The sequence below is a fragment of the Nitrospirillum amazonense genome (genome assembly GCF_029594735.1).
Classification (GTDB): domain Bacteria; phylum Pseudomonadota; class Alphaproteobacteria; order Azospirillales; family Azospirillaceae; genus Nitrospirillum; species Nitrospirillum amazonense.
Genome location: NZ_JARPAF010000001.1, coordinates 1,309,723 through 1,321,420, shown reverse-complemented (window position 1 = coordinate 1,321,420; position 11,698 = coordinate 1,309,723). Strand labels below are relative to the sequence as shown.

15 protein-coding genes are annotated in these 11,698 nt (G+C 69.1%); 5 read left to right on the top strand and 10 right to left on the bottom strand.

The genetic code is table 11. From position 1 onward, the window contains the following. Positions 1 to 29 precede the first annotated feature (29 nt). Positions 30 to 527 carry a MarR family winged helix-turn-helix transcriptional regulator gene (locus P5F91_RS05345; protein WP_277906724.1) on the top strand — a complete coding sequence of 166 codons (498 nt, stop codon included), beginning with the start codon at positions 30 to 32 and terminating at the stop codon, positions 525 to 527. Beyond that, entirely contained in the window at positions 524 to 1,375 is an 852-nt protein-coding gene (locus P5F91_RS05340) for a CPBP family intramembrane glutamic endopeptidase (RefSeq protein ID WP_277906723.1), read from the top strand. The genes P5F91_RS05345 and P5F91_RS05340 overlap by 4 nt, the downstream gene beginning before the upstream one ends. A gap of 81 nt (positions 1,376 to 1,456) precedes the next feature. Here the strand turns inward: P5F91_RS05340 and P5F91_RS05335 are convergent, their stop codons facing one another. Further along, complete coding sequence (locus P5F91_RS05335) at positions 1,457 to 2,203, bottom strand: glucose 1-dehydrogenase (RefSeq protein WP_277906722.1); 747 nt, start codon at positions 2,201 to 2,203, stop codon at positions 1,457 to 1,459. A gap of 147 nt (positions 2,204 to 2,350) precedes the next feature. On the opposite strand from P5F91_RS05335, the gene P5F91_RS05330 reads away from it, so the two are divergent. Beyond that, positions 2,351 to 2,647, top strand: coding sequence for an ArsR/SmtB family transcription factor (locus P5F91_RS05330; protein ID WP_277906721.1), 297 nt, complete (start codon positions 2,351 to 2,353; stop codon positions 2,645 to 2,647). Positions 2,648 to 2,662: 15 nt separating this feature from the next. On the opposite strand, the gene P5F91_RS05325 is transcribed toward P5F91_RS05330, so the two are convergent. Both P5F91_RS05325 and P5F91_RS05320 read right to left on the bottom strand, forming a co-directional pair. Further along, positions 2,663 to 4,282: a GMC family oxidoreductase gene (locus P5F91_RS05325; protein WP_277906720.1), complete on the bottom strand. Its 1,620-nt coding sequence runs from the start codon at positions 4,280 to 4,282 to the stop codon at positions 2,663 to 2,665. A gap of 91 nt (positions 4,283 to 4,373) precedes the next feature. Beyond that, complete coding sequence (locus tag P5F91_RS05320) at positions 4,374 to 6,614, bottom strand: beta-glucosidase family protein (RefSeq protein WP_277906719.1); 2,241 nt, start codon at positions 6,612 to 6,614, stop codon at positions 4,374 to 4,376. Between the two features lie 321 nt (positions 6,615 to 6,935). Between P5F91_RS05320 and P5F91_RS05315 the strand changes: the two genes are divergently transcribed. Continuing rightward, positions 6,936 to 7,307 carry a hypothetical protein gene (locus P5F91_RS05315; protein ID WP_277906718.1) on the top strand — a complete coding sequence of 124 codons (372 nt, stop codon included), beginning with the start codon at positions 6,936 to 6,938 and terminating at the stop codon, positions 7,305 to 7,307. A 4-nt stretch (positions 7,308 to 7,311) separates the two neighbouring features. On the opposite strand, the gene ftrA is transcribed toward P5F91_RS05315, so the two are convergent. From ftrA to P5F91_RS05285, 6 genes are all read right to left on the bottom strand, one after another. Continuing rightward, entirely contained in the window at positions 7,312 to 8,304 is a 993-nt protein-coding gene (gene ftrA, locus P5F91_RS05310; protein ID WP_277906717.1) for a transcriptional regulator FtrA, read from the bottom strand. Between the two features lie 85 nt (positions 8,305 to 8,389). Continuing rightward, a complete protein-coding gene (locus P5F91_RS05305) occupies positions 8,390 to 8,743 on the bottom strand; it encodes a hypothetical protein (RefSeq protein ID WP_145612950.1) in 354 nt (117 codons plus the stop codon). Further along, positions 8,740 to 9,102: a hypothetical protein gene (locus P5F91_RS05300; RefSeq protein WP_145612949.1), complete on the bottom strand. Its 363-nt coding sequence runs from the start codon at positions 9,100 to 9,102 to the stop codon at positions 8,740 to 8,742. Before P5F91_RS05300 ends, P5F91_RS05305 begins: the two co-directional genes overlap by 4 nt. A gap of 127 nt (positions 9,103 to 9,229) precedes the next feature. After that, positions 9,230 to 9,577 (bottom strand): VOC family protein, encoded by a 348-nt coding sequence (locus P5F91_RS05295; RefSeq protein ID WP_145612948.1) that lies wholly within the window; start codon positions 9,575 to 9,577, stop codon positions 9,230 to 9,232. Between the two features lie 93 nt (positions 9,578 to 9,670). Then, positions 9,671 to 10,189, bottom strand: a complete 519-nt coding sequence (locus P5F91_RS05290; RefSeq protein ID WP_186454933.1) for an RES family NAD+ phosphorylase — start codon at positions 10,187 to 10,189, stop codon at positions 9,671 to 9,673. Continuing rightward, on the bottom strand, positions 10,186 to 10,554 hold the full coding sequence (locus P5F91_RS05285) for an antitoxin Xre/MbcA/ParS toxin-binding domain-containing protein (RefSeq protein WP_145612947.1): 369 nt from the start codon (positions 10,552 to 10,554) through the stop codon (positions 10,186 to 10,188). Before P5F91_RS05285 ends, P5F91_RS05290 begins: the two co-directional genes overlap by 4 nt. A 186-nt stretch (positions 10,555 to 10,740) precedes the next feature. Here P5F91_RS05285 and P5F91_RS05280 point away from each other — a divergent pair, with 186 nt between their 5' ends. Next, complete coding sequence (locus tag P5F91_RS05280) at positions 10,741 to 11,163, top strand: rhodanese-like domain-containing protein (protein ID WP_277906716.1); 423 nt, start codon at positions 10,741 to 10,743, stop codon at positions 11,161 to 11,163. A gap of 5 nt (positions 11,164 to 11,168) precedes the next feature. Here P5F91_RS05280 and P5F91_RS05275 read toward each other — a convergent pair whose 3' ends face one another. Continuing rightward, entirely contained in the window at positions 11,169 to 11,645 is a 477-nt protein-coding gene (locus tag P5F91_RS05275; protein ID WP_277906715.1) for a GNAT family N-acetyltransferase, read from the bottom strand. Positions 11,646 to 11,698: the final 53 nt, after the last annotated feature.

The window sequence follows — 11,698 nt, the reverse complement described above, 5'->3', positions numbered from 1 at the left end:
ACTTATATAAGTGGTGATATTATCACCGCATGAAACAGGGATTGGGAACTCAGCTGCGGCATCTGATCGACCTGCTCGACGGGGCGGTCGATGCCGCCTACGGCGAGGCGGGGCTGCACTACCGGCCGCGCTACACGCCTGTCATGCGGGTCTTGGCGGCGCACGGCAGCCTGACGGTGGGGCGCATCGCCGAACTGGCCGGCATCACTCAGCCGGCCGTAACGCAGACACTGGCGCTGATGAAGGCGGACAAGCTGGTGTCCATCACCGCCAGCGACAGCGACGCGCGCCAGCGCCTGGTCCGGCTCAGCGACCATGGCGTGTCCCTGCTGGGCCGGCTGCAGGAATGCTGGGACAGGACCCGCCAGGCCGCCGACAGCCTGGATGCCGATCTGCCCTATCCCCTGTCCCAATGCCTGCGCGAGGCCATCGAGGCCTTGCACAAGCGCCCGTTCGGCGACCGTATCCGCGCCGCCCGCCACTCACGGCCTGATGCCACCTCATCCCCCAACCCGGAAAGCGAATGATGGATCACACCTTGGCCCTGGCCGTCCCCCGTCCCCGCTTCGGCACACGTCTGATGGCCCACCCGCTGGTGCGCATCCTCATTGGCACGCTGCTCACCTTCGCGCCGGTGCCGATGGTGATGATCCTGGCCACCAAACTGGTGGATAAGTCGTACCGCGTCGTGTGGCCGCAGCTGCTGGCGGCGGTCCTCGTCTGGTTCGGTTATGGCTTTTATGTGCGACGCATTGAAAAGCGCCCGGTGATGGAACTGGCGCTGCCCCAAGCGCCGCGCGAACTGGGCCTTGGCCTGCTGCTGGGTGGCGCCATGGTGACGGCTGTCTTCGCGCTGCTGGCCCTGTTGGGCGTCTATCGGGTCGATGGGGTGAATGGCGCCAGCCTGGCGCTTTTCCTGCCCTTGGCCGAACTGGTTCTGGTCGCGTTGGCGGAAGAGGCGGTGTTCCGCGGCATCGTGTTCGGCGTGACCGAACGGGCCTGGGGTAGCCGCACCGCCCTTGCCATTTCCGCCCTGCTGTTCGGCTTGGTGCATCTGCCCAACGAGGGCATTTCCCTGTTGGCGGTGGCCGCCGCCTGTGCCTTCGGCCTGCTGCAGGCGGCCATCTACATGAAGATGCGCCGCCTGTGGCTGTGCATCGGCAGCCATGTCGCCTGGAATTACAGCGTGGGCCAGGTGTTCTCGGTCCCCGTGTCGGGCCACGCCGTCACGTCCGGCCTGGTGCGCGGGGATCTGGCCGGCGCGCCGTGGCTGACCGGCGGGGCCTTCGGGGTCGAAGGCTCGCTGGTCTCGCTGGTGGTGATCGCCATCGCCGCCCTGGTCTGGCTGCGTCTGGCCTTCGGGCGCCCCGCCTGACGCGCGCCGGCCCAGCCGGGCCAGGCGGAGTAAGTGTGCGCTCCCCCCGTGAAGGGGAGCGCACGAGACGGGGCATGACGCTCAGCGCAGGCCGCCGCTGGCGGTCAGCCGCTCACCGGTCAGCCAGCGGGCGTCGTCGGAGGCGAGGAAGACGGCGACAGCCCCGATGTCGTCCGGCCGGCCGACGCGGCCCAATGGGGTCTGCGCCACAAAGCCCTGTTCGAGTTCGGAGCCGATGACCCCGGCGGTATGCGTGCCTTCGGTCTCGACGATGCCCGGGTTGATGGCGTTCACCCGGATCTTGCGCGGGCCCAGTTCATTGGCCAGCACGCCGGTGATGACGTCCACCGCGCCCTTGGTCCCGGTATAGACGGCCGAATTCGGCATGAGCACGCTGGTGACGGCGGACGAGATGTTGATAATGCTGCCACCTTCGCCCAGGTGCTTCGCGGCCGCCTGGGTGGTCAGCAGCAGGCCCAGCACGTTGACGTCGAAGATGCGGCGGTAATGCGCCTCGGTCACCTCTTCGATGGCGGCGAATTCGTAAACGCCGGAGTTGTTGACCAGGATGTCCAGGCGACCGAATTCCTTGACCGCTGCGTCGATCAGGCCCTGCGCCTGGTCGGCCTTGGCGACGTCGCCCTGCACGGCGATTGCCTTGCCGCCGGCCGCCGTGACCGCCTGGACCACCGCGTCCGCGCCGGCCTTGCTCGACGCATAGTTGACCACCACGGCGGCGCCTTCCGCCGCCAGCGCCTTGGCGATGCCGGCGCCGATGCCCTTGGAGGCGCCCGTCACCACGGCGACCTTACCGGTAAGCTTTCCCATGTTTTCCATTCCCTCTTTTGAGTCGGGGCAGCCGCAGGATGCCGGCTTCGTCCCATAGTTCGGAATATCGGAACTATTGAAGCAGGCAACAAGCCCCCTCATATTAAAAAAATCATGAGGCCCCTCTTTCACCCCGCGGTCGGAGATATGCGACCGGAAGCCATCCTCCACGCCCTGTCCGATCCCGTGCGCGCGGCGATCTTTACCCAGATTTCTGGGCAGGGCTGTGTGGAGGCGTGCTCCGCATTTGCAGTGGTGGGTGACAAGGTCATCCCGAAATCCTCGCTGTCCCACCATATCAAGGTGCTGCGCGAGGCCGGGCTGATCCGGTGCGAGCGGCACGGCGTGGAAATGCGCAACCATTCGCGCTGTTCCGAGGTGGATCAGCGCTTCCCGGGCCTTATCGCGGCAATCCTGGGCGCCTACGCGCAGGTCCGGGTATAGAGTTCGCCGTCCCCGCTAGCGCGCATCCTCCAGTATCATCGCCGCCGCCCGCTCCGCGATCATCATGGTGGGGGAGGCGGTGTTGCCCGAGGTGATGCGTGGCATGACGGAGGCGTCGGCCACACGCAGGCCCCGCACGCCGATGACGCGCAGGCGGGCATCGGTGACGGCGTGCGGATCGTCGGGGGCGCCCATGCGGGCGGTGCCCACGGGGTGGAAGATGGTGGTGCCCACGTCGCCGGCGGCCTGCGCGATGTCGGCATCGCTCTGCAGATGGGTGCCGGGCTTGTATTCCTCGGGGTTGAAGGCGGCCAGCGCCGGGGCCTGGGCGATGCGGCGGGCCAGGCGCAGGCTGTCCACCGCCACCCGCCGGTCCTCCTCCGTGGCCAGGTAGTTGGGCTGGATGACGGGGGCGGCGGTGGCGTCGGGGCTGCGCGCGTGGATGCTGCCCCGGCTGGTGGGGCGCAGGTTGCAGACGCTGGCGGTGAAGGCGCCGAAGGGGTGCAGGGCGTCGCCGAACTTGTCCAGCGACAGGGGCTGGATGTGGAATTGCAGGTTGGGGGTCGCGTATTCCGGCCCGCTGCGGGTGAAGGCACCCAGTTGCGACGGCGCCATGGTCAGCGGCCCGCGCCGGCGCAAGGCATAGTGCAGACCCATCCACGCCCGCCGGGGCAGGGACCTGTACAGCAGGTTCAGGGTGGGCACGCCCGTCACCTTGAAGATGGGACGCAGCTGCAGGTGGTCCTGCAAATTCTCCCCCACCCCCGGGCGGTCGGCGATGACCTCCACGCCCAGATCGCGCAGCCGTTGGCCGGCGCCGATGCCGGAGCGTTCCAGCAAGGCGGGCGTGGCCACGGCGCCGGTGGCCACCACCACCTCCCGCCGCGCCGCCAGGGTGCGGACGCCGTTCGGGGCGCGCAGGCGCACGCCGGTGGCGTGCGTGCCCTCGAACACCAGGCGGTCGGCCAGGGCGCCGGTGATGACGGTCAGGTTGGGGCGGTGGCGGACGGGGTCCAGGAAGGCGCGGGCCGCACTCCAGCGCCGGCCGCCCTTCTGGTTCACCTGGAAATAGCCGCAGCCCTCATTGTCGCCGCGGTTGAAATCTTCCGTGCGGGGTATGCCGCACTGCTCGACCGCCTCGATGACAGCGTCCAGCAGGGCCCAGCGGACGCGGGGATGGTCGACATGCCATTCGCCGCCGGCCCCGTGGAACAGGCTGGCGCCCGCCACATGGTCCTCCTGCGCCAGGAAGGTGGGCAGCACGTCGTCCCACCCCCAGCCCTGCAACCCCATCTGGCGCCAGCCGTCATAGTCGGCGGCCTGGCCGCGCATGTAGATCATGGCGTTGATGGCGGAGCAGCCGCCCAGCACCTTGCCGCGCGGATAGGCCAGGTTGCGGCCGTTCAGGCCGGGCACCGCCTCGGTCCTGAACATCCAGTCGGCGCGGGGATTGCCGATGGCGAACAGATAGCCGACGGGGATGTGGAACCAGATCCAGTCGTCCTTGCCGCCGGCCTCGACCAAGGCCACGCGCACGGCCGGGTCGGCCGACAGCCGGTTGGCCAGCACGCACCCGGCCGACCCCGCGCCCACGACGACGTAGTCGAAGATGTCGGCTTGTGCGGCGGCGGACATGAGGCGTTCTCCCAGGCGGCTGTTTTGCCGCCAGTGTCGGCCCCAGGGGTGGGGCCTGGCAAGCGCCGGGGCGACTTGCCAGGCGATCCCGTCACGGCTTCAGGGTCTGGGCCTTCAGCGTCACGGTCTGCTTCTCCCCCAGACTCAGGGCGTCGCTGCCCAGGGCCACGGTGTAGCTGCCGGCCGCCACCTTCCACTCATGGGCCTGGGCGTCGAAATCGGCCAGCAGGCGCGGATCGACGCTGACGCTGACCGTCTTTTTCTCGCCCGGCTTCAGGTCCACGCGGCCAAAGCCCAGCAGGCGCGTGCGGTTGCCCTGCGGGCCCGACACCAGATAGACCTGCCCCACATCCTGGCCGGCGCGTTTCCCGGTGTTGGTGACCGTGAAGCTGATCTTCATCGCCTCACCCGCCTTGGTGCCGGCGGCGGCCTTCAGCCCGCCTTGCGCGAAGGTAGTGTAGCTGAGGCCGTAGCCGAAGGGGAACAGGGGCGTGAGGCCCTTGGCCGCGTACCAGCGGTAGCCCACATCCGACTTCTCCGGATAATGGGCGTCGATCAGCTTGGTGCGGTCGCGCTCATAGAAGCCGGCCAGCACCGGGCTGGGCAGCTGGCTTTCATCCTTGGGGAAGGTGATGGGCAGGTGGCCCGAGGGATTCACGTCGCCGAACAGCACGTTGGCGATGGCCTGGCCGCCGCGCGTGCCGGGGTACCAGGCCTCCACCACACCCGCCACCTTGTCCAGCCAGGGCATGGCGACGGGGCCGCCCGTCTCCAGCACCACGATGGTGTTGGGGTTGGCGGCGGCCACGGCGGCGATGACGGCGTCCTGGCCCTGGGGCAGGCTCAGATCCGGCACGTCCTGGCCCTCGATGTTCCATTGCGTGGCGAAGACGATGGCGATGTCCGCGTCCTTGGCGGCGGCCACGCTTTCGCTGACGTAGCGGCCGTCGGCGAAGAACACGTTGTCCTTGCCGGCCTTGCCCTCGATGGCCTTCAGCGGCGCGTCGGGCTGGTAGACGGCGTCCGAGATGTGGACCAGCTCACCGGTGCCGCCGATGTGGACGAAGGCGCCGTTCTTGTAGTCATGGTTGGGCCCGTCAGCCGCCAGCACCTGGGATGAGCCGCCGCCCGACAGCACACCCACATCCGCCAGGCCGCCGATGACGGCGATACGCTTGCCCTTGGCGAAGGGCAGCACGTCGCCCCTGTTCTTCAACAGCACGATGCCCTGTTCGGCGACCGTGCGGGTGATGTCGGCGTGGGCCTGGAAGTCGATGGGGCCGGTGGGCGCCTTCACGTCGAACACGCCGGTGGCGAACAGCGAGCGCAGGATGCGCCGCACCATGTCCGACACGCGGGCCGCCGGGATCTGGCCGCCCTCGACTGCCGCCTTCAGCGGCTTGTCGAAGAACACCTCCTTGTCGATCTGCTCACCCGACTGCTGGTCCAGGCCGTTGGTGACGGCGCTCAGGGCCGGGGTGGCGCCCCAGTCGGACATGACCCAGCCGGGATAGGCCCAGTCACCCTTCAGCACCTTGTTCAGCAGGAAGTCGCTGTCGCAGGCCCACGGGCCGTTGACCCGGTTGTAGGAGCACATGACCGAGCCGGGCTTGCCCGCCTCGATGGCGAACTGGAAAGCCAGCAGGTCGCTCTCACGCAGCGGCGCCTCGTCGATCACGGCGCTCACGGCGCGGCGGCTCGATTCCTGGCTGTTGATGGCGAAGTGCTTCACCGTCGCCACGATGTGCTGGTCCTGGGTGCCGCGGATGGCCTGGCCCGCCAGCGTGCCGGCCAGCAGGGGGTCCTCGCCCAGATATTCGAAGTTGCGGCCGTTCCGCGCCTCGCGCGTCAGGTTCACCCCGCCGCCCAGCAGGACGTTGAAGCCTTTGCGCGTCGCTTCATCGCCCACCATGGCGCCGCCCTGGTAGGCAAGTTCCGGACTCCACGTCGCGGCGATGGCCAGGCCGGCCGGCAGGCCGGTGGCGCCGTCGGGGCGCAGGCGGTGGGGGGTGGCCACACCAAGGCTGGCGTCCGTCTCGCGCAGGGCCGGGATGCCCAGGCGCGGCACGCCGGGGATGTAGCCGGCGGACCAGACGACGCCGTCCGGCAGGCCTTCGATCTTATAGGGCAGGGCCATGATGCCGTGCAGCATGCCGATGCGCTCATCCAGGGTCAGCTGGCTTTCCAGCAGGCGCGCGCGCTCATCCGGCGACAGCTTGGTGTTCATCCACGGCCCCGGCACCGACGGGGTGGGCGGCACGGCGGCGGCGGTCGCCCGCGCCGACATCTCGGCCTCCAGCGCGATCTGGGCGTGGGCCGGCGAGGTCGGCACCCCCCCAATCATCAGCGCGCTGAGGGCGGCACCGGCGGCAAGGCGGCGGGTTAAGGCACGGGGCGTGGAAGGCAGGCAGGACCCAAACGGCGCATGGGGCACGAACGTCTACTCCCTAGTTTTATTGCCGCCGGAGGGGGCCCGACGGGGCATATGACAACCTTGTCATATGGCGGGCACTCTAGGGTTTGGCCCGGACTGGCGCAACCGGTTTGTGCGGCCCTGGCGGCAAGGCCGGATGGCTGATGGCCGAATGCGCGTCTAGGCCGCCGATGCAGCCCTGGGTTTGGCTGGAGCAAAATCCCTGTCAGGAGGAAGACGATGGCCGAGATCAAGACATCCGCCGGCACCACCATCCATATCGATGCCGGCGGCATCAGCACCTTGGTTGGTGGTCCATCCGGGACGGCGCTGGGCGGCTTGGCCGAAGGGGTGACAACGGCGGAGGCGCCGGACGCCCTGCTGGCCCGCCTGGGCCTTGGGTCGGACTTCGCCCGCCTGACGCGGCCGGACGGATCGGCGCTGTGGGTGCGGGGGTCGGCGGTGTCGCTGCTGCGCCCGCCTTTGCCAACGGAGGTCCCGCCGGGCGGCACGGCCAAGGCGACGCTGCTGGTCGGCGGAGGCCATCAGACGGTGGCCGAGGACGTCGCCGCCGTACTGGCTGCCGTGAATGCCGCTGGCGGAGGGTTGTAGCCGGTCACTCCGCCGCGTCGGCAAAACGGCCGCGGTAGGCGGCGGGGCTGGTGCGCAGGCGGGCGCGGAAATGGTGGCGCAGGGTATCGGCGCTGCCGAAGCCGCAGTCGGCCGCCACCTGCTCCAGCGGCAGCGACGTGGCTTCCAGCAGGGTGCGGGCGCGGTTCAGCCGCTCTGTCAGGATCCAGTCCTTGGGGCTGGTGCCAGCGGCCTCGCGGAAGCGGCGGACCAGGGTCCGTTCGCTCATGCGCGCCTGGGATGCCAGGCGGGCCAGGGGCAGGTCCTGGTCCAGGTTGCGGCGGATCCAGTCGAATAGGGCGGACAAGGGCGCGGCCTCGTCGGCCAGCGGCGCCTCCACGAACTGGGCCTGGCCGCCGTCGCGATGGGGCGGGATGACCAAGCGGCGGGCCACCTGGTTGGCGATGCGGGCGCCATGGTCGCGGCGGATGATGTGCAGGCACAAATCCAGGCCGGCGGCACTGCCGGCCGACGTCAGTACGGATCCCTCGTCCACGTACAGCACGTCCGGTTCCACGCGGATGTTGGGGAATCGCTCCGCCAGGGCCTGGGCATAACGCCAGTGGGTGGTGGCGCGCTTGCCGGCCAGCACGCCGGCCGCCGCCAGGACGAAGACCCCGGAACAGATGGACACCAGCCGCGCCCCGGCGGCGTGCGCCCGGCGCAGCGCGTCCAGCAGGGCCGGCGGCACCGGGGCATCCATGCCGCGCCAGCCGGGGATGATGACGGTGCCGGCGGCCGCCAATTCCTCCAGCCCGCCGTCGGCCAGCACCTGGATGCCGCCCATGGCCCGCATGGGGCCGGTGTCGGCGGCGCAGACGCGGAACTCGTACCAATCCACCATCTCCGGCCGGGGCAGACCGAACACCTCCACCGCCACGCCAAACTCGAACGTGCACAAGCCGTCATAGGCCAGGACGGCCACCGTGCGGTTGCGCGGGGGCGGCGGAGCGGCGGGGGCGGGGCGGCGCAGGGTCATGGCATCCCATGAAACACCGGCGTGGCGGGGGCGCCAAGGGGGCATCGCCGCCATGGCGGGAAATGCCCGCCTATTGGCGGAACGGCTATGGTGGCGCGCCCTCACCGTCCGGGGCCTTCATCGCGGCACCGCACCGCGGGCAATGCCGGACGACGTGACCACTGATGACGCCGCAGGTGGGGCACAACCGGAATCCCGTCAATGCCACGCCGATCATGAAGGGGGTGGCCACCGCCAGCGGCCAAGCCTGCGCCCAGCCCCAGCATACCCAAGCGTAAAGGAAGACGGCCAGCGCGATGCCGGCATAGAACCAGTGGTAGGTCCGGTTGCGCCGCACCGGGTTACCGGGAACCAGATGGCACCAGGCTATGGCGGCGGCCAGCTGTGCCACGGCCAGGCCCAGCAGGATGGTGCCGATGATGGTCCAGTCCGGTGTCATCGGTCGTCTCTCCCTCCGCCGAACGCATGGCCGCAATGGGCGCAGTGTTCGGGCGGAACCAAGCTGCGGGGCAGGACGGCGATGCCGCAGCGGCTACAGACACGGGAGGTGGCCAAGGCCACGACCCCCAGGCCGACCAGGAACAAAAGCCCAGGCCAACCCTTGGCCAGACCCAGGTCCAGCAGCAGCGCGGTGCCCATCAGAATGACAATTGCCGCACAGTAATAGGGCAGGATGGCGCGCCGATCGGCCGGCTCCCCCGGAACGTGAAACAGCACGAAGCCAAAACCGAGGGCGAACAGCCCGCCCAGAATCAGCAACAGCAGGGCCAAGCTGTGCAGGGAATGGGCATGAACCATATGAACCTCCCATCGCGGGTGGCTCCCCATGACGACCGGGGCCACCCGCGATGGGGGCATTTTAAGGCAGCCCCGCCACCCCATGGTGCAGGACTGTGCCGCCCCAGCGTTGCACACTACGCGCGGGTCAATCCTGATGGGCGTCCGGCTGCATCACCGCCAGCTCATTGCCCGAGGGGTCGGTGAACTGGAAACGGCGGCCTCCGGGAAAGCTGAAGGTCGGGCGGACAATGGTGCCGCCGGCGGCGGTCACGGCGGCCAGCGCCGCCTCCAGATCATCCACCTCGATGACGGTCAGGGGGGCCTTGGTCGCCTCCGCCGCGTCGGCCTGCAGGCCGATGTCCACGTCGCCGGTCATGGTGCAGGCGTAGGTGGGGCCGAAGCCGGTCAGCGACCAGCCGAATGCCTGTTCGTAAAAGCGCTGTGATGCTGCGATGTCGCGGGTGGGCAGCTCGATGTAGTTGGGGCGGGGCATGGGATCGCGTGCCTTTGTCCTGCGTTTGTCTGGTCGGACCTTCCTAGCCGCGCCGGGTGACAGAAGCTGTCAGCAGGATCGGCCCCCGGGGCATCAGCGCCACGACAGGTCGTTGCGGGGCAGGCGCCCGGCGTCGTCGATCACCCGCACCTGATGGGGCGGCATCGGTCCCCAAGTCCAGAAGACGGCATTGATGTCGATGGCGCTGGCGCCGGGGGCGAAGCTGGGCACCACGATGCCGACATGCCCCGCCTGATGTAGCCGCTGCGCTATTCGCCAGCTGCCTGGTATCTGACCCCGATCGGCCAGGTCCTCCCAGGCGCAGGCCAAGTCGGCCCCATCGATGCCATGGGCAGCCCGTTCGGCGGGGTCGGTCAAATCCACGATGCCCGCACAGTCCACTTCATAGGCCACCATCGTCATGGGCTGCGCCTTGAAGGGGAAGGCTTGCTGCGCCTCCAGCCAAGCCGTCTCAAGGCGGCGCGCGGTATAGAGGGTTGGCATTCCCGGCGGGTTGAAGCGTCCGCCGAACCGGGCAGCCCCGTCGCCAGAGTCCGGCAGGAATGCCCAACGCGGGTTGTGTGCCCGGTAGACCAGGCCCGTCAGCCTCACGCGTAGCCGCCGATGGCGATGCGGCTCAGGTATCGCTTCACCGCCTCGGCCCGGCCTTCCTTCACCAGGTCCTCGGCCGTCTGATCGCCAAAGGACGGGATGGGCTGCGCCCGGTACCAGGCGAAGGCCTGCGGAAGGGAACCTGACCAGGCCAGGATGCGATTGATGATCTCCACCCCGTCGCGCAGCCGGGCCTGGGTGCTGGGCGCGCGCAACCGGCCGGATTTGGAGACGGCGTCGCGGGACAGGCCCATCGCGCCTGCCAGTTCGGTCTTGGTGATGCGCAATTGGGTTGCCAGGCGGTCGGTGGCGACCAAGCCGTCGGATGCCATCACTTCCGCCAGGAAGGCCACATGCGAGCCCATGGCCGCCTCATCAATTACCCGTATCTAGGGACATAATGTGGGGCATCCGGGGCCTTCGCGCCAGCCTTTTTCCGTTAGGCGCCGCTTGGCTGGAAGTGCCCGCCTATTGGCGGACGCGCCACTGGCGGGAATTCGGACGCCGGGCGACAAAGTGCGCGTCACCATCGTCTCACAGGGATACCGATCATGACCACCGCTGCTTACATCCCCGCTTCCCCTTCCGTCGTCGCCAAGGCGCCAGCCGCCTCATCCCAGGCCGCCGCGGCTCATTTCGAAGCCAAGCTGGCGTTTGAGACCGACTGCGCCGACGTCTGGTACGCCACCAACCATGAGACCAGGGACTTCGTGCTGGTGGACGTGCGCACCCCGGCAATGTACGCCGCCGGCCACGTGCCGGGTGCCGTCAACATCCCCACCCGGCAGCTGAGCGAGGCGCGGTTGGCCGACTACCCTGCCGACACGCTGTTCGTCGTCTATTGCGCCGGGCCGCATTGCAACGGCTCCACCAAGGCGGCGTTGAAGCTGGCCAGGATGGGCCGTCCGGTGAAGGAGATGATTGGCGGGCTGACGGGCTGGATCGATGAGGGCCTGGGCTTGGCGCGGGCCTGATCCGGTCAGGTGAGGGCCTTGGCCATCTCGGTGGTCGGGGCCCAGCCGGCTTGCTCATACAGGGGCCGGCCGGCCGCCGTGGCGTGCAGGATGGCATAGGCGACGCCGCGCCGCCGGAACTCCGCCTCCGCCAGAGTCATCAGCTGGCGGGCCAGGCCCCGGCGGCGGTGGGTGGGTTCGACATAGACGTTCAGGACATAGCCGCGCCGGGCTTCCCCGGGATGTGCGGGATGGGGCGGCCAGTCGATCTCCATCAGGCCGATGCCGGCCGCGGCCGCGCCATCCGCATCTTCCAGGACGAAGCCGAAATAGCGCCCGTCCGCCAGGCGGGGCGCCAGCCAGTCGCGGAAGGGCGCCGCCATGGACGCGATGGCGTCCTCCGGCCGGCCAGACTCGCGGAACATGGCGGCGCGGTGCCGGCACACCAGGTCCAGGTCATCCTGTGTCAGCGGCCGATGGCTCAAGCGGTCGGTCAGATCCATGCGATTCCCCATTTGCATTGGGAATCCTTGTACGGCCAAGCAGGCCGCCAGGC

Bases quoted from the DNA above. Each gene is read 5' to 3' on its own strand.
- P5F91_RS05345 (WP_277906724.1), top strand. From the start codon at position 30: ATGAAACAGGGATTGGGAACTCAGCTGCGGCATCTGATCGACCTGCTC.
- P5F91_RS05340 (WP_277906723.1), top strand. From the start codon at position 524: ATGATGGATCACACCTTGGCCCTGGCCGTCCCCCGTCCCCGCTTCGGC.
- P5F91_RS05335 (WP_277906722.1), bottom strand. From the start codon at position 2,203: ATGGGAAAGCTTACCGGTAAGGTCGCCGTGGTGACGGGCGCCTCCAAG.
- P5F91_RS05330 (WP_277906721.1), top strand. From the start codon at position 2,351: ATGCGACCGGAAGCCATCCTCCACGCCCTGTCCGATCCCGTGCGCGCG.
- P5F91_RS05325 (WP_277906720.1), bottom strand. From the start codon at position 4,282: ATGTCCGCCGCCGCACAAGCCGACATCTTCGACTACGTCGTCGTGGGC.
- P5F91_RS05315 (WP_277906718.1), top strand. From the start codon at position 6,936: ATGGCCGAGATCAAGACATCCGCCGGCACCACCATCCATATCGATGCC.
- ftrA (WP_277906717.1), bottom strand. From the start codon at position 8,304: ATGACCCTGCGCCGCCCCGCCCCCGCCGCTCCGCCGCCCCCGCGCAAC.
- P5F91_RS05305 (WP_145612950.1), bottom strand. From the start codon at position 8,743: ATGACACCGGACTGGACCATCATCGGCACCATCCTGCTGGGCCTGGCC.
- P5F91_RS05300 (WP_145612949.1), bottom strand. From the start codon at position 9,102: ATGGTTCATGCCCATTCCCTGCACAGCTTGGCCCTGCTGTTGCTGATT.
- P5F91_RS05295 (WP_145612948.1), bottom strand. From the start codon at position 9,577: ATGCCCCGCCCCAACTACATCGAGCTGCCCACCCGCGACATCGCAGCA.
- P5F91_RS05285 (WP_145612947.1), bottom strand. From the start codon at position 10,554: ATGGGCTCGCATGTGGCCTTCCTGGCGGAAGTGATGGCATCCGACGGC.
- P5F91_RS05280 (WP_277906716.1), top strand. From the start codon at position 10,741: ATGACCACCGCTGCTTACATCCCCGCTTCCCCTTCCGTCGTCGCCAAG.
- P5F91_RS05275 (WP_277906715.1), bottom strand. From the start codon at position 11,645: ATGGATCTGACCGACCGCTTGAGCCATCGGCCGCTGACACAGGATGAC.